General features: G+C 72.3%; 16 protein-coding genes. 7 read left to right on the forward strand and 9 right to left on the reverse strand.

The features are described from left to right. Positions 1–18: 18 nt before the first annotated feature. Positions 19–615 carry an XRE family transcriptional regulator gene (locus ABZZ20_RS00315; RefSeq protein WP_356865109.1) on the forward strand — a complete coding sequence of 199 codons (597 nt, stop codon included), beginning with the start codon at positions 19–21 and terminating at the stop codon, positions 613–615. Positions 616–646: 31 nt separating this feature from the next. Here ABZZ20_RS00315 and ABZZ20_RS00320 read toward each other — a convergent pair whose 3' ends face one another. Continuing rightward, a complete protein-coding gene (locus ABZZ20_RS00320; RefSeq protein ID WP_356865111.1) occupies positions 647–1,057 on the reverse strand; it encodes a CoA-binding protein in 411 nt (136 codons plus the stop codon). A gap of 100 nt (positions 1,058–1,157) precedes the next feature. Here ABZZ20_RS00320 and ABZZ20_RS00325 point away from each other — a divergent pair, with 100 nt between their 5' ends. The 3 genes from ABZZ20_RS00325 (at position 1,158) to ABZZ20_RS00335 (ending at position 6,059) form a co-directional block, all read left to right on the forward strand. Further along, the gene (locus ABZZ20_RS00325) at positions 1,158–1,784 is read left to right on the forward strand and encodes a YigZ family protein (RefSeq protein ID WP_356865113.1); all 627 of its coding nucleotides are present in this window, start codon (positions 1,158–1,160) and stop codon (positions 1,782–1,784) included. A 100-nt stretch (positions 1,785–1,884) separates the two neighbouring features. Beyond that, positions 1,885–3,051 carry an exonuclease SbcCD subunit D gene (locus tag ABZZ20_RS00330; protein WP_356865115.1) on the forward strand — a complete coding sequence of 389 codons (1,167 nt, stop codon included), beginning with the start codon at positions 1,885–1,887 and terminating at the stop codon, positions 3,049–3,051. Further along, positions 3,048–6,059, forward strand: coding sequence for an SMC family ATPase (locus ABZZ20_RS00335; RefSeq protein WP_356865117.1), 3,012 nt, complete (start codon positions 3,048–3,050; stop codon positions 6,057–6,059). The genes ABZZ20_RS00330 and ABZZ20_RS00335 overlap by 4 nt, the downstream gene beginning before the upstream one ends. Here the strand turns inward: ABZZ20_RS00335 and ABZZ20_RS00340 are convergent. Further along, entirely contained in the window at positions 6,049–6,495 is a 447-nt protein-coding gene (locus ABZZ20_RS00340) for an Lrp/AsnC family transcriptional regulator (RefSeq protein ID WP_356865119.1), read from the reverse strand. The two genes, ABZZ20_RS00335 and ABZZ20_RS00340, sit on opposite strands and share 11 nt — an antisense overlap. A gap of 93 nt (positions 6,496–6,588) precedes the next feature. Between ABZZ20_RS00340 and ABZZ20_RS00345 the strand changes: the two genes are divergently transcribed. Further along, entirely contained in the window at positions 6,589–7,140 is a 552-nt protein-coding gene (locus ABZZ20_RS00345) for a rhodanese-like domain-containing protein (RefSeq protein WP_356865121.1), read from the forward strand. Positions 7,141–7,221: 81 nt separating this feature from the next. Here the strand turns inward: ABZZ20_RS00345 and ABZZ20_RS00350 are convergent, their stop codons facing one another. The 4 genes from ABZZ20_RS00350 to ABZZ20_RS00365 all read right to left on the reverse strand — a co-directional run bounded on the left by ABZZ20_RS00350 (position 7,222) and on the right by ABZZ20_RS00365 (position 13,232). Next, positions 7,222–8,931: a DUF885 domain-containing protein gene (locus ABZZ20_RS00350; RefSeq protein ID WP_356865123.1), complete on the reverse strand. Its 1,710-nt coding sequence runs from the start codon at positions 8,929–8,931 to the stop codon at positions 7,222–7,224. A 119-nt stretch (positions 8,932–9,050) separates the two neighbouring features. Further along, positions 9,051–10,505, reverse strand: coding sequence for a GNAT family N-acetyltransferase (locus ABZZ20_RS00355; RefSeq protein WP_356865125.1), 1,455 nt, complete (start codon positions 10,503–10,505; stop codon positions 9,051–9,053). A 172-nt stretch (positions 10,506–10,677) separates the two neighbouring features. Beyond that, the gene (locus ABZZ20_RS00360; protein WP_356865127.1) at positions 10,678–12,264 is read right to left on the reverse strand and encodes an alkaline phosphatase D family protein; all 1,587 of its coding nucleotides are present in this window, start codon (positions 12,262–12,264) and stop codon (positions 10,678–10,680) included. 116 nt (positions 12,265–12,380) lie between these two features. Continuing rightward, a complete protein-coding gene (locus ABZZ20_RS00365; protein ID WP_356865129.1) occupies positions 12,381–13,232 on the reverse strand; it encodes an alpha/beta fold hydrolase in 852 nt (283 codons plus the stop codon). A gap of 296 nt (positions 13,233–13,528) precedes the next feature. Between ABZZ20_RS00365 and ABZZ20_RS00370 the strand changes: the two genes are divergently transcribed. Then, a complete protein-coding gene (locus ABZZ20_RS00370) occupies positions 13,529–14,287 on the forward strand; it encodes a GntR family transcriptional regulator (RefSeq protein WP_356865131.1) in 759 nt (252 codons plus the stop codon). A 134-nt stretch (positions 14,288–14,421) separates the two neighbouring features. On the opposite strand, the gene ABZZ20_RS00375 is transcribed toward ABZZ20_RS00370, so the two are convergent. The 3 genes from ABZZ20_RS00375 to ABZZ20_RS00385 all read right to left on the reverse strand — a co-directional run bounded on the left by ABZZ20_RS00375 (position 14,422) and on the right by ABZZ20_RS00385 (position 17,511). Then, positions 14,422–15,579 carry an ROK family transcriptional regulator gene (locus tag ABZZ20_RS00375; RefSeq protein WP_356865133.1) on the reverse strand — a complete coding sequence of 386 codons (1,158 nt, stop codon included), beginning with the start codon at positions 15,577–15,579 and terminating at the stop codon, positions 14,422–14,424. Positions 15,580–15,680: 101 nt separating this feature from the next. Then, entirely contained in the window at positions 15,681–16,331 is a 651-nt protein-coding gene (locus ABZZ20_RS00380) for a response regulator transcription factor (protein ID WP_356865135.1), read from the reverse strand. Positions 16,332–16,335: 4 nt separating this feature from the next. Next, a complete protein-coding gene (locus ABZZ20_RS00385) occupies positions 16,336–17,511 on the reverse strand; it encodes a histidine kinase (RefSeq protein WP_356865136.1) in 1,176 nt (391 codons plus the stop codon). Between the two features lie 108 nt (positions 17,512–17,619). On the opposite strand from ABZZ20_RS00385, the gene ABZZ20_RS00390 reads away from it, so the two are divergent. Further along, positions 17,620–18,531 (forward strand): ATP-binding cassette domain-containing protein, encoded by a 912-nt coding sequence (locus tag ABZZ20_RS00390; RefSeq protein WP_356865138.1) that lies wholly within the window; start codon positions 17,620–17,622, stop codon positions 18,529–18,531. Positions 18,532–18,549: the final 18 nt, after the last annotated feature.

Raw genomic sequence — 18,549 nt, forward strand, 5'->3', positions numbered from 1 at the left:
AAGGGGGAGCCGGACTCCGTGGCGGACCTGGAAAAGCTCACGCAGTCGCTGGCCGCGAACCTCAAGCGCTGGCGCGGCGAGCGCGGATTCACCCTGGATGCGTTGGCCGCCCGGTCGGGCGTCAGCCGAGGCATGATCATCCAGATCGAGCAGGCCCGAACCAATCCCAGCGTGGGCACCACCGTGCGACTGGCCGACGCACTCGGCGTCAGCATCTCCACGCTCCTCGACTACGACCGGGGCCCACAGGTCAGGATCGTGCTCCCGGAGGAGTCCGCGCGGATATGGTCCACCGAGGCGGGCAGCTCCACGACCATGCTGATCGGCACGGACGAACGCGGGCCGATGGAGCTGTGGACCTGGCACCTGGTGCCCGGCGAGGCCACCGAATCCGCCCCCCACCCCGCCGGCACCATCGAAATGCTGCACGTGACGGCTGGTGAGCTGACGTTGATCGTCGGCGTACAGGAGTTCCGCGTACCGGCCGGCGCCGCGGCCACCTTCGAGGCGAATCTCGCGCACGCCTACCGCAACGACGGCTCCGTGCCGATGGAGATGACCCTCGCCGTGTCCATCCCGCCGGTGAACGGGCACGAGACGCCGGTGCATCCCTGACGGGCCGCCCGCCGCGCACGCCGGACCCCGGTCACCCGCGCAGCGCCGGGATCTCGATCGCCGGACACCGGTCCATCACCATCTCCAGGCCCGCTTCGCGGGTGCGTGCGAAAGCGGTCTCGTCGATCACGTTCAACTGGAACCAGACGGCCTTCGCACCGGCCGCCACGGCCTCGTCGGCGACCGTCCCGGCGAGCGCACTGTTCACGAAGACGTCCACCACGTCCACCTTGAACGGGATCTCCCCGAGCGAGGCGTACCCCTGCTCGCCGTGCACCGTCTCCGCCTTCGGGTGGACGGGGACCACGCGCTTGCCGAACCGCTGGAGCGCGCGGGCCACCCCGTAGGCCGCCCGGTCCTCGTTGTTGGACAGGCCCACCACGGCCCAGGTGTCGCCGAGCTCGGTGAGGATCTTGCGGATGGTTGCCGGGTCGCCGTACACGCGTGCCGCCTCCTGTTGCCTTCCGGGTGCGGTCCGCTGCTCCGGACCGCACCCGGATCAACCGAAAGGACAGGCGACCGATTCCCCGTAGGGTGGAGCGGTGAAGTCAGACCAGTACGTGACGGTGGCCCGCGAGGGCGTGCACGAATCCGAGATCAACCGCTCGCGCTTCCTGTGCGCGCTCGCGCCCGCCGCGACCGAGGAGGACGCGCAGGCGTTCGTCGCGCGCATCCGCAAGGAGCACCCCACCGCCACGCACAACTGCTACGCGTACGTCATCGGCGCCGACGCCTCCGTCCAGAAGGCCAGTGACGACGGCGAGCCCGGCGGTACCGCCGGGGTGCCCATGCTGCAGATGCTGATGCGCCGCAACGTCCGGTACGCGGTGGCCGTGGTCACCCGCTACTACGGCGGCGTGAAGCTCGGCGCCGGCGGTCTGATCCGGGCGTACGGCGGAGTCGTCGGCGAGGCCCTCGACGAACTCGGCACCGTCACCCGCCGCCGCTACCGGCTGGCCACCGTCACCGTGGACCACCAGCGAGCCGGAAAGACCCAGAACGACCTGCGCTCCACCGGCCGGACCGTCGTGGACCTGCGCTACGGGGCCGCGGTCGAGATCGAAGTCGCCCTGCCCGAGGCGGACCTACCCGGCTTCGAGGCCTGGCTCGCCGACAGCACGGCGGGGACCGCCACCCTCACGCTCGGCGGAGAGACGTACGCGGCATGAGGGCTCCCGTGACGCGTTAGCGTAGAGGGGTCCAGCGAGCGGGAGACGACCAGGGGGACGGAAGAAACATGTGCGGAGAGACGGCCGGCGGGGCCGGCGAATGAAGCTCCTGCACACCTCCGACTGGCATCTGGGCCGGTCCTTCCACCGCGTGAACCTCCTCGGTGCCCAGGCCGACTTCGTCGACCACCTCGTCGAGACCGTCCGGGAGCACGAGATCGACGCCGTCCTCGTCGCCGGCGACGTCTACGACCGTGCCGTACCCCCGCTGCCCGCCGTCGAACTCTACGACCGGGCCCTGCACCGACTGGCCGACCTCGGCGTGCCCACCGTGATGATCTCCGGTAACCACGACTCCGCCCGCCGGCTCGGCGTCGGCGCCCGGCTGATCGACCGGGCCGGGATCCACCTGCGGACCGACCCCGCGGGCTGCGCCGACCCCGTGGTGCTGGCCGACGTACACGGAGACGTGGCGCTGTACGGGCTGCCGTACCTGGAGCCCGCGCTCGTCAAGGACCAGCTCGGCGCCGAGAAGGCCAGCCACCGGGCCGTGCTGGGCGCGGCCATGGACCGGGTCCGCGCCGACCTCGCCACCCGCGCCCCCGGCACCCGCTCCGTCGTCCTCGCCCACGCCTTCGTCGCCGGCGGGCAAGCCAGTGAGAGCGAGCGCGACATCGCCGTCGGCGGCGTCGAGGCCGTGCCCGCCTCCGTGTTCGACGGGGTGGACTACGCCGCCCTCGGTCACCTCCACGGCTGCCAGACGATCAACGAACGGGTCCGCTACTCCGGTTCCCCCCTCGCCTACTCCTTCTCCGAAGCGGACCACCGCAAGAGCATGTGGCTCGTCGAGCTCGGCGCAGCCGGCGAGATCACCGCCGAGCGGATCGACACCCCCGTGCCGCGCCCGCTCGCCCGGCTCCGCGGGCGGCTGGAGGAACTCCTCGAAGGGGCCTCGTACAGCGCGTACGAGGACTCCTGGATCGAGGCCACCCTCACCGACCCGGTCCGGCCCGAGGACCCCATGGCCCGGCTCACCACCCGCTTCCCGCACACCCTGAGCCTCGCCTTCGCACCCGAGGGCCGCAAGGAGGAGGGCGCCGCCTCGTACGCCCAGCGCCTCAAGGGCCGCACCGACCAGGAGATCGCCGAGGACTTCGTCGCCCACGTGCGCGGCGGCGGTATCGCCGACGAGGCCGAACGGGCCGTCCTCCACGGCGCCTTCGAGGACGTGCGGGCCGAGGACAGCCGGCAGGAGACCCACCGATGAGGCTGCACCGGCTCAAGGTCACCGCCTTCGGCCCCTTCGCCGAACCCCAGGAAATCGACTTCGACGCGCTGTCCGGCGCCGGGATCTTCCTGCTGCACGGCCCCACCGGCGCGGGCAAGACCTCCGTCCTCGACGCAGTCTGCTACGCCCTGTACGGCTCGGTGCCCGGTCCCCGCCAGGCCCCCGGCACCAGTCTGCGCAGCGACCACGCCCCGGCCGGGACCCCGACCGAGGTCACCCTCGAACTCACCGCGGGCGGGCGGCGCCTGGAGATCACCCGGCGCCCCGAGCAGGACCGGCCGAAGAAGCGCGGCACCGGAACCACCAAGGACAAGGCGCAGAGTTGGCTGCGCGAGTACGACGGGCAGCAGTGGCTCGCGCTCAGCCGTTCCCACCAAGAGATCGGCGAGGAAATCGAGCAGCTGCTCGGCATGAGTCGCGAACAGTTCTGCCAGGTGGTGCTGTTGCCGCAGGGCGAGTTCGCCAAGTTCCTCCGGGCCGACGAGGTGGCGCGCGGCCGGCTGTTGGGCCGGCTCTTCGACACCCGCCGCTTCGCCGCCGTCGAGACCCTGCTCGCCGAGCGCCGGCGGGCCGCCGAGGCCAAGGTCCGCGCCGGCGACGAGAGGGTCCTCGGCATCGCACAGCGGATCGCGCAGGCCGCCGGCGACAGCGCCGACCTGCGGGCCTGGCCACTGCCCGGGCACCAGCCGGGCGATCCCGGACTCGCCGAGGCGATCCGGGCCTGGGCGGCCGTCGCGCGGTGCGCCGCCCGGGAGCAGCGGGACGTCGCCGAATACGCCCTGGCCGCCGTCGAGGGCCGGCACGCCGCCGCCCGGCGGGCCGCCGAGGAGACGCGGGAGCTCGACCGTCTCCAGCGCCGCCACGCCGAGACGGCCCGGCGGGCGGCCCTGCTCGCCGAGGCGGAGCCCGAACGGGAACGGGTGCGCGAACTGCTCGACCGGGCCCGCCGCGGCGCCCTGGTGGCCCCCGCCCTCGAACTGCGCGGAGCCGCGACCGCTGCCCACCTGTCTGCCGCGCACGCTGAGTCCGCCGCCCGTGCGCAACTCCCCCCGGCCCTTGCCGAAGCCGGCACCGAACAGCTCGCCGCCGTGGAGCAGCGGCTGCGTGAGGACCTCGGCGCACTCGGCGCCGCCCAGCGTGCGGAGCAGCGCAGCGCCGAGATCGGGCGCGAGCGGGCCACCCTGGAACGGGAGGCCCGGGACGCCGAGGAGCAGCTGCGGGAGTCCGCCGACTGGCTCGCGCGCTGGGAGACCATCCGGACCGGGCTGGTGGAGCGGGTGGACGCCGCCCAGCAGGCCGCGACCCTGGCCGAGCAGCTCGCGGGACGCCTGGAGCCGGCCCGGATGCACCTGAACGCCTCTCGCCGGCGGGACGAGCTGGATGCCGCCGCGGAGCGGGCCGAGGGCGAACTGCTGTCCCTACGCGAGGAGTCGACCGCCGCCCGGGAGCGCTGGTTGGAGCTCAAGGAGGCCCGGCTGCGCGGGATCGCCGCCGAGCTCGCACAGGCGTTGGTGGCGGGGGAGGCCTGCACGGTGTGCGGATCGGCAGAGCACCCCGCTCCGGCGCGCCCGTCCCCCGGGCACGTGGACCGGGCCGCCGAGGACGCCGCCCACGCCCGCTACGAGGAGGCCGAGGAGCGCCGGACCGCAGTCGAGCGCACGCTCGCCGCGGTTCAGGAGGCCCGCACCGAGGCGGCGGCGGCCGCCGGGGAGGCAACCACCGAGGAACTCCTCGCGCTGACCTCGGACCTGAGTTCCCGACATGCCGCCGCCCATGCCACGGCCGCCGGACTGCACGAAGCCCGGGAGCGACTGGCCCGCGCCGAACGGGAACACGCCGCACGCAGCTCCGAACGGCTCGACGCCGAGCGCCGGGCCGCAGCCAGGGCCTCCCGGCGCGAGGCCCTGGACCAGGAGCAGGCCTCGCTGGAGGCCGAGTTGGCCCTCGTACGGGGCGACGCGCCCACGGTCGCGGCCCGCGCCCGGACCCTTGAGGACCGGGTCCGGATGGTCACCGGGGCCGCCGCCGCGCTGCGCCGGGCCGAGACCACCGCCGCCCGGCTCAAAGAGGCGGACGACCAGCTCGCCGACGCCGCCTTCAGGGCCGGCTTCGACACCGTCGAGGCCGCCGCGGACGCGGTCCTGCCCGACTACGAACGCAGCGCGCTGCAGCACCGGCTCGACGCCTGGCAGGCGGAGGAGGCCATGCTCGCCGACCGGCGCGGCGAACGCGACACCGCCGCCGCGGCGGCCCTGCCCCCGGCCGATCCGGACACCGCCGAGGCCCACGCCGAGCGGGCCGCGGCCCGATTGCGCACGGCCGGCTCGGTCTTCGACGCGGCCCGAGCGCGCTGCGGGGAGCTGGACCGGCTGTCCCGGCAGGCGGAGCAGGAGCTGCGCGCCCTCGGTCCGCTGCGCGAGGCGTACGACCGGGTGGCCCGGCTGGCGGGTCTGACCGCGGGCACCTCTGCCGACAACGAGCGCAAGATGCGGCTGGAGGCGTACGTCCTGGCCGCCCGCCTGGAGCAGGTCGCGGCGGCGGCGACGGTGCGGCTGCTGCGGATGTCCGGGGGCCGCTACACCCTGGTCCACTCCGACGCCAGGGGGAGCGGCAGGGGGCGTTCCGGCCTCGGGCTGCACGTGGTGGACGCCTGGACGGGCAGCGAGCGCGACACCGCCACGCTGTCGGGCGGCGAGACCTTCTTCGCCTCGCTCGCCCTGGCGTTGGGTCTGGCCGACGTGGTCACCGACGAGGCCGGCGGCATGCGCCTGGACACCCTCTTCATCGACGAGGGTTTCGGCAGCCTGGACGACCAGGCGCTGGACGAGGTGCTAGACGTACTCGACTCGCTGCGCGAACGGGACCGCAGCGTCGGCATCGTCAGCCACGTCGCAGACCTGCGGACCCGGGTCCAGGCCCAGCTGGAGATCGTCAAGCAGCGCGGCGGCTCGGTCGTGCGCCACCGTACGGCGGCGATCACGGGCTGAGCGGGCGGCGGGGGAGGGGCGAGGAGTACACGATGCTGGTGGTGACGGCGCCGAGGCCCGCGATCCGGCCCGCGACCTCCTCCAGATGCCTCATCGAGCGGGCGGCGACCTTGAGCACGAAACAGTCGTCGCCCGTGACGTGATGGGCCTCCAGGATCTCCGGAGTGGCCTCCACCAGGTCGTGGAACGGCTTGTAGTTCCCGTGCGGATAGCGCAGCCGGACCAGCGCCAGGACGGACTTGCCCAGCTTCTCCGGATCCACGACGGCGGTGTACCCCGTGATCACGCCCGCTTCCTCGAGGCGGCGGACCCGCTCGGTGACCGCACTCGCGGACATGGAGACGGCGCGTGCGAGATCGGCGAAGCTGGCCCGGCCGTCCTCTTGGAGGGCCGTCAGGATGCGCCAGTCGGTGGCGTCGGGGGAATGGTCGGTCATGCGGCGATGTAACAGGGGAATCCCCGGCCGTTCAAGAGGAAGGCCGGGGAATGCCGCTTCCCGAGAGGACCCGGCGCTCGTAGATTTCGAGCCATGACGACGACACCCCACGCTGCCGCTCCGGCTGTTTCCGCCGCTCCTGCCCCTCCTGCCGCTCCTGCGGTGTCCGCCAACCCCGTGCTGCGGGTGCCTCCAGCGACCCCGGCCGCGGCGACCGCCTACTTCGCCGCGAGCCTGGCCTTCCACGCGGACGTGTCCGACGTCGGCGCTGCCTTCAAGGCCCACCGGGAGCAGGGCGCCGAGCTAGGCTTCCAGCTGATCGACTCCCGTTCCACCCCGGCCTGGGACCAGGCGCACGTGCCCGGCGCGATCCACATGCCGACCGCGCTGATCCCCGAGCAGGCCGAGCAGCTCCTCGACAAGAACACCCCCGTGGTCACGTACTGCTGGGGCCCCGGCTGCAACGGCGGGGCCCGCTCCGCCCTTGCGCTGGCCCGGCTCGGCTTCCAGGTCAAGGAGATGCTCGGCGGCATCGAGTACTGGATCCGCGAAGGGTTCGAGGTCGAGACCTGGCAGGGCAACCAGCAGCGCGCCGAGGCGGACCCGCTGACCGCGCCCACCGACTCCGACGACTGCGGCTGCTGAAGCCGTACCGGAACGCCGTACGGGCCGCTCGCTCCGGGGAGGAGACGAGCGGCCCGCACGGACGGGGGCCGATGGCGCGGATCAGAGCTTCGACAGCTCGTCCACCAGGTCGTCCAGGCCCAGCGACCCCTGCGACAGCGCCGCCATGTGCCACGCCTTCAGGTCGAAGGAGTCGCCGTGCGCGGCGCGGGCGTTGTCCCGGCCCAGCAGCCAGGCCCGCTCGCCCAGCTTGTAGCCGATCGCCTGCCCCGGCATCGACAGGTAGCGCGTCACCTCGCTCTCGATGAAGTCCGCAGGCCGGCCGCTGTGCTGACCGAAGAATTCCTGCGCCAGGTCGACCGTCCACCGCTCGCCCGGGTGGAACGGAGAGTCCGCCGGGATCTCCAGGCCCAGGTGCATGCCGATGTCCACGATGACCCGCGCGGCGCGCATCATCTGGCAGTCCAGGTAGCCCAGGCGCTGCTCGGCGTCCTTGAGGTAGCCCAGCTCGTCCATCAGGCGTTCGGCGTACAGGGCCCAGCCCTCGACGTTGGCGCTGACGAGGCCGACGCTGGCCTGGTAGCGGGAGAGCTGGTCCGCGACGTGCGTCCACTGCGCCAGCTGGAGGTGGTGGCCCGGGACGCCCTCGTGGTACCAGGTGGAGACCAGGTCGTACACCGGGAAGCGGGTCTGGCCCATCGTGGGCAGCCAGGTGCGTCCGGGGCGTGAGAAGTCCTCGGACGGGTTGGTGTAGTACGGAGCTGCCGCGCCGCCCGGCGGGGCGATCATGGACTCTACGCGCTTCACCCGTTCGGCGAGCTCGAAATGGGTGCCGTCGAGGTTCTCGATGGCTTCGTCCATGATGCCCTGGAGCCAGGCCTGGACCTCCTCGACGCCCTCGATGTGGGTGCCGTGCTCGTCCAGGTACTTCAGCACTTCCCACGGACCGGCGCCCGGCAGGACCTTGCCCGCCTCGGCCTTCATCTCGGCGAGCAACCGGTGGTACTCCGACCAGCCGTAGGCGTACGCCTCGTCCAGGTCCAGGTCCGTACCGTTGAAGTACCGCGACCACCGGGCGTAGCGCTCGCGGCCCACCGGGTCCGGCGCATCGGCGACGGCGGGGGCGTACACCGTGCGCATCCAGTTGCGCAGCTCGGCGAGGGCCGCGGTCGCGCCGGCGGCGCCCGAGTCCAGTTCGGCGCGCAGCGCCTGCGGGCCGCGGGCCGCGAACTCGCCGAAGAAGCCGAGGCCTTCGCCTTCGCCGTCTTCGCCCGTCCAGGTGGCGAGCTGGTCGATGAAGGTGGCGGTGGCGCGCGGCCCTCCGTACAGGCCGCGGTCCAGGCCGAGTCGGAGGCTCTCGCGGTAGCCGGCGAGGGCGGCGGGAACCGCGCGCAGCCGCTCGGCGATCGCCGCCCAGTCCTCGTCCGTCTCGGCCGGGGTCAGGGTGAAGACGTCGCGGACGGCGTGCGCGGGGGAGTGGATGTTGCTGACGGCGCGCAGGTCCTCGTCCGCCTCGTACACCGCGAGTTCGGCGTTGAGGCGCTCGCGCAGCAGGCGGGCGCAGCGGCGCTCCGCGTCGCTGTCGGCGCCGGGCAGCAACTCGGCGGCGTCTAGGCGGGCGAGGGTGGCGCGGGACAGGTCGGCGGCTGCCGCGCGGCCGGCGGGGGAGAAGTCCGGGAGCCGGCTGGAGCTCGCCGCGACACCGAGGTAGGTGCCCGTGATGGGATCGATGGCAATGAGGTCGTCGACATAGGCGTCGGCGACCTGACGGGGCAGCCGGGAAGCGCTGTCGCTGCGAAGGGTCTCTGACATGCGGCCATCTTCGTACGGGGGACGGCCCCGCGTCATCACCGTTTGCCGTCAGCCTGCTGACGTGTGCGGGAGCGGTGGACCGACATCCCGCTCCCGCACCGTCATTGCCACCCGTGGGCTCAGTGGCGGTTCTGCTGCCCGTACGGCTGCTGCGCGCGCGGCAACTCGTACGGGAGCTGCGCGACGGCCTGACCGGCTCCCAGCGGCAGCCGGCGAAGGCGCGCGTCCAGCCGCGCCGTGATCACCAGGGTACCCTCCTCGATCTGGTAGTCGAGGGGGAGGCCGAGGCCTCGCATGGCCGCGACCATGCCGGTGTTGGCGGCCTGGGTGACCGCGTACACGCTGTCGCAACCGGCCTCGACCGCCATCGCGATCAGGCGGCGCAGCAACTCGGAACCGATGCCACGGCGCTGCCAGTCGTCCTCGATCAGGAGCGCGACCTCGGTCTCGTCCCCGTCCCACAGCAGGTGACCGAGGGCGACCAACTTGCCGGAGGCGGTGGTGGCCGCGAGGGTGCGACCGAACCGGGGGCTCAACAGATGGCCGAGGTAGCGGTCGGCGTCGGCGACGGGCCCGTGGTAGCGCAGGCCGAGGGTGCGCTCGGAGCAGCGGTCGTGCATCGCGCGGGCGGCGGCCAGATCGGAGCCGTCGGCCCGGCGCACAGTGATCTCGTTGCCCTCGGGCAGGGTCAGCACGTCCTGGCTGCGCGGGACGCGCGGGCCGAGCCGGGCGTCGAGCTCGACGAGTGCGCGCGCCCGGGCGAACTCGGTCGGGGTGAAGGGCAGGTAGGGGCGCTCCACGGTGATCGCACCGCCCGAGGGGTCGCGCAACCGCATCACCGTCGCCTCCAGCGCGCCCTCGACCGGGGCGTCGGCGCCCGCGTGGGGGCGGCCGGAGAGAGTCGTGGCCGGGATCGAGTGGATGGTGCACCGGCCCAGCAGCTGGCGCAGGGCGAGCGGGAGCTCGGCGGCGTCCAGGGCGGTGCGGGTGGCCAGTCCCAGAACCCGGGTCGGGGTGTCGACCAGGTCGTGCGCGTCGGCGCGCTCGATCCAGGTGTTGCGGCCCCCGGCCCCGGCGATGGCGCGCGAGAGGTCGGCGGACGGCAAGTGCTGCGGGGAGCGCAGCAGGAACTCGTCGACGGTGCCGCCCTCGGGGAGAGGGTGGGTCTGCAGGGTCAGGATGTCCACGCCGTTACCTGCGAGGGCGGTGCAGAGCGCGGCCAGGCTGCCCGGCTCGTCCCGGACGGTCGTCCGCATCCGCCACAGGGAGGTGGTGGCGGTGCCGGACGGAGACTCGGCCGTGGCCGCGCCCCGGGCCGGATCGGAGGGTGCCGTGGCCCGCGGCGGCGGCGCATGGCTGTGGCGCCGCGCCCACCACGTGTGGAACGCCGCCGTGACCAGGAGTGCGAGGGCCGAAGCGACCAGCAGGATCGGGCCGCTCGGGCCGTGTGCGACGAGATTGGCGATGCCGTCGGCGACCGCGACGGCGCAGAACAGCGCAGCCAGTTCGACGAGGTCGCGGCGCCAGTGGTGGCGGTGGGGACGGTGGGCGGGGACGGGAGCACGTTCAGTCATGCATGCCACTGTGGCGCAGGGGTGTTGCGTGATCACGAACGATCTGTGACCGACTGGTTAAGTGTCCGTCTGGCCGATTTCGCCCTGTTTTCCGGCGAGTTTCCGGCGCCCAGCAGCCGAAGCAGGAGTAGGCGTTGGGGTTGGGGTAGGCGTAGGAGCGGGTCCTGCGGTCCTACTGGCCCACGCGCCCGGGCTGGAGCGTCTTGGTGAAGAGTACGCCGCCTCCCTGGCGCCGCAGTCGGACGGTGAGTTCCCCGCACGCACCGTCGATCTCGACCTCTCCGTAGTACGGGGGGTTCTCGGACGGAGACATGTTGGTGAGCGGGGCCGATTGGACGTACGCGGTCTCGGGGCCGAACGTGGCGTCGAGTTTCCCGGCCGGGAACCCGCCCGCACCGACGGGGCCGGAGACGAACTCCCAGAACGGGGCGAAGTCACTGAACGCGGCCCGCTCGGGGGCGTAGTGGTTCGCGGCCGTGTAGTGGACGTCGGCGGTGAGCCAGAGGGTGCCCGTGATGTGCTGGTGTTTGATGTGCCGCAGGAGTTCGGCCATCTGGAGCTCGCGACCGAGCGGGACGCCCGGATCGCCCTGGGCGACGGCCTCGAAGTTCGCTGTCCCGTCGGCGACGACGATGCCCAGTGGCATGTCGGAGGCGAGGACCTTCCAGGTGGCACGGGAACGCGACAGCTCGCGCTTGAGCCAGGCCAGTTGCTCCTGCCCGAGGATGCCGATGGGGTCCAAGGTCTGGCGGCCCGGGGAGTTCGCGTCGCGGTAGGTGCGCATGTCGAGCACGAAGACGTCGAGCAGCGGCCCGTAGCGCATCACCCGGTAGATCCGGCCCTCGGTGCGGCCGCCGCGGAGGTCGGTGACGGGGAAGTACTCGCCGAAGGCCTGGCGGGCGCGGCCGGCGAGGGTGTCGATGTCCCGCACGGTGTAGCGGGGGTCCTCGATCACCTGGCCGGGGTACCAGTTGTTGCGCACCTCGTGGTCGTCCCACTGGGCGAGGACCGGCACCTGCGCGTTGAAGTCGCGCAGGTTGCGGTCGAGCAGGTTGTAGCGGAAGTTCCCGCGGAACTCGTCGAGGGTCTCCGCGACCTTCGCCTTCTCCTCGGTGGTGATGTTGCGCCAGATGCTGCCGTCGCGCAGTGGGACGGCAGCCTGGATGGGCCCGTCGGCGTAGATCGTGTCACCGCTGAAGAGGAAGAAGTCCGGGTCGCGTTGACGCATCTCGTCGAAGACGCGGTAGCCGCCGAGGTCCGGGTTGATGCCCCAGCCCTGGCCCGCCAGGTCCCCCGACCACAGGAAACGCACGTCGTGGCGGCGGGAGACGGGGGTGGTCCGGAAGGTGCCGCGGACCGGCTCGCCGGTGCGGCGCGGGTCGTCCGGGTGGGCGACGAAGACCCGGTAGTGGATCTGCTGGCCCGGCGGCAGGTCGCGCAGGGTGGTGGTGCCGGTGAAATCGGTGCCGGGCCCCAGGAACGGACCGCCGTGGCGGCGGACGCCGTAGCGGAACGACTCGCTCGGGGAGGTCTCGACGTACATCCGCGCCGGGCCGTCGGAGCGCGTCCAGACGGTGGCCGAGTGGGCGGTGATCTCACCGGACTGGGTGCCCCAGGGCGCGCTCGGGCGGCCGGAGCGGGAGAACGCCGGGGCGGTCACGGATGCGGCGAACGCGGGCGCCGCCATCGCGCTGGATAGGGCGAGGCCCACCGGAACGGCGAGCGAACCGCCGAGCAGGGACCGTCGGGTGTGTGGCATCGGTGCCATCGGAGCGTCTCCAGGGGCCGGCGGGGGACGGGTCGAACCAGTGTGCCGTCGCACACCGGCCCGCCCGCGTCGCCCAATCGAACCGTGGATGAACAGCCGTCAGCCGCTCAGCCCACCTGGCCGAATGTCGCCCGTACCGTGTCCAGAACCACGCGGGAGACCAGCGCCGGGTCGTCGTTCATCGGGACGTGGCCGCATCCCCGGAGCCGCACCAGCCGGGCGTCGGGAATCGTGTGCTTGGCGCGCACGCCCTGGCGAGGCAGTAGCAGCCGGTCGCGCGAGCCCCACGCAATGGTGACCGGCAGACCGGGGACGTCCGAGGTGAACCGTACGGAGCGGCCCGCGGCGAGGGTCTCCTCGAAGCCGGTGGCCTCGCGCAGGGCGAGGGTCTCGGCGACCACGGCTTCGGGTGAACGGCGGCCCGGGTGGGCGTAGATGGTGCCGGTGAGCGCGGTCCTTCCGGCGGCGCTGCGCGAGAGCCGCTCCAGGGTGGACGGGGGCAGTGCGAGTGCCCCGACGCGCATCGCCCGGAGGGTGGCGAAGGCGTACTTGCGCTCGGCCTCGGTCCAGAATCCGGCCGGGGAGAGCGCCGTGACCGAGCGGACCAGGTTGCTGCGACCCATTTCGAGGGCGAGGAGCCCGCCGAGGGAGTTGCCGACGACGTGCGGGCGCTCGACGCCGAGCGCCGAGCAGAGCGCGCCGAGGGCGGGGACGAAGGTTGCCAGGTCCCACGCGACCCCTTCGGGCAGGGGACTCGAGGCGCCGAAACCGGGAAGGTCGACGGCGATCACGTCGTGGTCGGCGGCCAGGATGTCGGTCACCGGGTGCCAGGCCTGGAAATGGTGGCCGATGCCGTGTAGCAGGAGGAGCGGTGCCCCGGCCCCCTTGCGCTCGTACGCGACGGTGGCGGTGCGGGGGCCCAGCGGCGAATCGATCGGGAAGGAGACCGTGGTGGTCATGCTGCTCCTCGTCGGGTGGACGCGTGCGAGACGGGCTGTCAGTAGTGACTGACGCCATGATGACCGCCCGGTAGCCCCGTGGGACAAGCGTCAGGGGCGTGTCGGGGCGGGCGAGAACATCGCATGAACGGCTTGATGCGTATGCCCGATCTGCCCGGTAAAGGGGTGAGGATTGGTCTTGACCAAGGGGGTGCGCCGTCCTATCGTCGCAGGGATAGTGCAGGAACCTTTAATAAACAAAGGCGCGGAACTGCCGCTGGAACACGGCGATTGCAGCGATGGCAGGAGGATTCAGGGTGGGGACCACGCAGCTCGAAACGGTGCCGGAGCCGAAGTACTGGCACCTGAAGACCGTCCTCAGCGAGGCGCTCGACCAGGACTTCGCCGTCGGAGAGGTCCTGCCGAACGAGCGTGAGCTCGCCGCCCGCTTCGGAGTCGCCCGCGCCACCCTCCGACAGGCCCTTGAACAGCTGGAACTCGAAGGCCGCCTGCAACGCCGCCGCGGAGTCGGCACCACCGTCGCCCCGCCGCGCGTCGGCGTGGACGTCGGCGGTACCCGGCACGGCTGGCCCGGCGAGAGCAGCGACGGCTGGGAGGCCGTGGGCGTCACCGAGACGCTGCCGCCCACCGCCGTCCTGAAGCTCCTCGGAGGGGCCGCCGACCAGCCCGTGCACACCGTGCGCCGGACCCGGGTCACCCACGGCCAGGCCGTCGCCGCCGAGCTGCTGTACGTGCCGGCAGCCTCCGTGCCCGGCCTCCCCGCCATCGACGCCCCGGCCGGACCCGCCCGCGCCCGTGCCGTCCTGCGCGAGCTCCAGCGCCTGGCCCTCGATGGCCAGGACCGCTCGGTGGAACTCGGCTCGGCCCGCGCGGAGGACGCCAAGGAACTGGACCGGCTGCCAGGGGCGCCCGTGCTCGTGGTCACCACCCGCTACTTCACCGCCGAGGGGACGACCGCCGTCTCGGTCGCCACGTACCGCGCGGACACCTGCCGCCTGACCTTCGGTGACTCGGGTGACGTGGAGATCACCCACGAAGCCCGCGTCGCCTCCTGATCCTCGCGGTCGCTCCGCACCAGACAGGCCCGCCCCCACCCCGGCACTCGCCGGCCGGGCCGGGCTCTTCTGGTCTCCGGTCCGTGACGGCTGATGCCTGCGGTGGCGCTGTGCGCGGCTCGCCGGGCGTGGGGTCAGCGGCGGCGGGTCGTCACCGTCTTCTCCACGGCGAAGAGTTCCTCCTCCACGTGGTCCAGCGCCAGCCTCAGGGCTCCGGTGGCCACCGCGGCCTCGCCGAGCAGGGACTGGGCCACCCGCGGAGGACGCAGGCAGTAGCGTTCCAGCTCGCGCCGCAGCGGATCCAGGACCCCGTTCAGACCGGCTGCCCAACCGCCTACCACGACCAGCTCCGGATCCATGGCCAGGACCAGCGCCGCGACGTCGTGCACGAGCCGTTGGATGAATCGCTCCACCGCGGCCACGGCCCGCTCGTCGCCCCGTTTGGCCATCGCGAAGACCTCGGCCACCGCCTGCTCGTCCAGGGGGTGGAGCGGTTCGCCGGTCGTGGACAGCAGCTTCTCGGGCGTGACCTCACGGCCCAGCAGGTGCAGGGCACCGATCTCACCCGCCGCCCCGCCGAATCCGCGGTGCAATCTGCCGCCGATCAGTGAACCGGCTCCCGGACTGAGCCCCGCCATCACGAACACGATGTCGTCGGTGTCCTGCGCAGCGCCCTTCCAGTGCTCGGCGACCGCGGCGGCGTTGGCGTCGTTCTCCACCTGCACCGGGCAGCGGAACGAACGCCGCAGCCGCTCACCGAGCGGTAGACCGGTCCAGCCGGGCAGGGCGGTACCGAGGCGAACGGTGCCGTCCGCCTCCACGATCCCGGGGCTACCGACCCCGACCGCCCGCAGGGAGTCGCGCGGTACGCCGGCCCGTCGCAGCAGATCGGCCACCGCTGCCCGCACCCGCTCCAGCCGCTCGTCGGCGGACGCCGTCTCGGCGACATCCTTGGTACCGGCGCCGATCACCCGCCCGTCCAGCCCGGACAGCAGCACGGCGATCCGGTGCGAGCCGATCTCGATGCCGAGGAGGTGGCCCGCCTCCGCCCGGAAGCGGTAGCGCCTGGCCGGTCGGCCTTGGCGGCGTGCCCCCTCCTCCGCGCCGGCCTCGACGACGAGCCCGGTCCCGATCAGTCCCTCGACCACGCCTTCTACGGTCGGCCGGGACAGCCCCGTCACCCGGGTGAGGTCGGTGAGCGTCGGAGATTCGGCCGCGCGCAGTGCGCGCAGCACCACGGCCGAGTTGATCCGCCGGAGCAGAGAGGGGTCCCCGCCGGTCAGCTGCCCCAACGTGTGTCCTCCCAGCTAGCGAGCTTGTCTGCCGGATCGTACTGCGCCCCAGGTGCTGCGGCGAGAACCAGCCCCCCATCGGCCGGAACCTGCCGCTCCTCTCAGGCTGGGGTGACGAATCCCGACTCGTACGCCGTGATGACGGCCTGGGTCCGGTCGCGTGCCCCCAGCTTGCCCAGAATCGCGCTCACGTGTGACTTCACCGTCTCCGTGCCGACGATCAACTCGCGGGCGATCTCGACGTTGGTCAACCCTCGCGTCATCAGCCGCAGTACCGCCTCCTCCCGCTCGGTCAGCGCGGCCCGCTCCAGCACCGCCCGCGCCTGCCGGTTCCCGTACTCCGCGGCCAAGGCCCGCACGGCCGCGGGGAACAGCAGGGTCTCCCCCTCCGCCACCAACCGCACCGCGTGCACGATCTCGGCAGGGCGGGCCCGTTTCAGTAGGAACCCGTCCGCCCCGGCCCGCAGTGCCTGGTAGACGTACTCGTCGTTCTCGAACGTGGTCACCACCAGGATCTTCGGCGGGGAGTCCACGGTCCGCAGCACGGCCCGGGTCGCCTCGATCCCGTCGAGCAACGGCATCCGCACGTCCATGGCGACGACGTCCGGCCTCAGCTGCCGCACGAGCGGGACGACCGAGGCGCCGTCGGCCGCCTCACCCACCACTTCGATGTCGGGCTGGGCATCCAGAACGGCACGCAAACCCGCGCGCACCAGGGGTTCGTCATCGACGAGCAGTACGGTAACCGGCATCCGGTCAGCGTATTCGCTCCAGCGGAAGTCGCGCGCGCACTCTCCAACTGCCCTCGAACGGCCCGGTCTCGGCCTCTCCGCCGAGTAGCGCGGCCCGCTCCCGCATCCCGCGCAGCCCGCTCCCACCGCCCGCCATGACGTTGGGACGCTCCGGCAACGGGTTCGTCACCTCCAGGTCCAGCCTCCCTACGGCCATCTCCACGCGGACTTTGACGGGCACCGGACCGCAGTGCCGCAGCACGTTGGTGAGCGCCTCTTGCAGGATCCGGTACCCCTCCCGGGCTACCGGCCCGGGCAACTGCTCCAGGGGTCCGGTCAGTTGTGCGTCCACGGCGGAGCCGGAGGCCCGAGCCGACTCCAACAACCTGTCCGCCTCAGCCAACGTCGGTCGTTGCGAAGGCGATTGCGTCGACTCGCGCAGCACGAGCAGCACGCGTTCCAGGTCCTCCAAGGCAGCGCGGCCCGTGTCCTCGATCGCGCTCAGCGCCCGTTCGGTGAACTCCGGGTCGGCGGCGGCCCGCGCCGCCCCCGCCTGCACCACGGCCACCGTCAGCGCGTGCCCGATCGTATCGTGCAGCTCCCGGGCGATACGGGTCCGCTCCAGCAACTGCTCGGTGCGGGCCTCCAGCGCACTCACCCGCTCACCGGCCGAAGGCCCCAGCAGCCGGCGGGCGATCGTGGTGATCAGCTCGCCGAGCAGCACGACGATGACGATGAGCAGGACCAACGGCAACGGCGCGAGCAGCGCGGCCGCCCAGGGCGGGGGAGCGAAGGGCAACGTGACGTCCGTACCGCCGGGCTTCCCGAGCGCGGTCGCAACGAGCTCGACGGTGATGACCGGCAACCACACCGTCGCGAACAGGGCGGCGATCGAGACGGCGAGCCGTATCTCCAACCACAGGAGGGTCCGCCACCGGTCGCTCCACCGTGTGGATTTGACCGTGGTGATACCACCATCGGCGGAGTCCTGGTCGTGCGGGGTGAGGAGGAATTGTGCCTGCAGTCCCTCGGCCAGTCGCATCCAGGGCATCAGTCCCAGCGGTATGACGATCAGCAGCGGTACCCACGGAGCCTCCGGCTCTATGAACATCCAGACGGCCAGCATCAGCACGGGCACACACAGATGCACCCAGCGTGAGTAGGTCACCGGTTGGAACGGAGCTCGGAGCAGTCGGTACATGTCTCCATGGTGGCAGCGCCCGCCCCACGGCCGTCTCCCCCACGTGGGGGAGACGGCACCCTCGCACGGGGGAGGGAAGAGGGTGGGGCGTCCGGCGAATCTTGAGCCATGAACAGCATCGAGATCCGAGAACTGACGAAGGAATACGGCCGTACCCGGGCCGTGGACCGCCTCACCTTTGATGTCCTGCCCGGGCGGGTCACGGGGTTCCTCGGCCCGAACGGCGCCGGGAAGTCCACGACGATGCGCCTGCTGCTGGGCCTTGACCGGGTCACGTCCGGGACGGCCACCATCGACGGATCGCGCTTCACCGACCTTCCCGACCCGCTCCATCGGGTCGGCGCCCTCCTGGACGCACAGTCGGCCCATGGCGGGCGTACCGCCCGGGACCACCTCCGGTTTCTCGCTGCAGGCAACCGCATCCCGACGCGCCGGGTGGAAGAGGTGCTGGAACAGGCAGGGATAGCCTCGGCCGCCAAGCGGCGGATCAAGACCTTCTCGCTCGGCATGCGCCAGCGCCTCGGCATAGCCGCCGCCCTGCTGGGCGACCCCGGCGTGCTCCTGCTGGACGAGCCGACCAACGGTCTCGACCCCGAGGGCATCATCTGGATCCGTGAGCTGATGCGCGACCTGGCCGCCGAAGGGCGCACGGTCCTGGTATCCAGCCATCTGATGTCCGAGACCGCGGCGCTCGCCGACCACCTGGTCGTGCTGGGCCGGGGGAAGCTACTGGCCGACACCTCGGTGGAGGAGTTCATCGACGCCCGCAGTACGCCCAGGGTGCGGCTGCGTACCTCCGACCCGATCCGGATGCGGTCGGCCCTGGCCGGGGACGGCTTCGAGATGGTGTCCGCCGAGGACGGGCGCTGGACCGTTGACGGCATACAGGCCGAGCAACTCGGCGATTTGGCTGCCCGGGAGGGCATTCCCGTGCTCGAACTCTCCGACGAGCGAGCCTCATTGGAACAGGCCTATCTGGAACTCACCTCCGAGCACGCCCAGTTCACTGCGACCCGCTGACTCACTTCCACCCTCACA

It is taken from the genome of Streptomyces sp. NPDC006430 (assembly GCF_040612395.1).
Classification (GTDB): Bacteria; Actinomycetota; Actinomycetes; order Streptomycetales; family Streptomycetaceae; genus Streptomyces.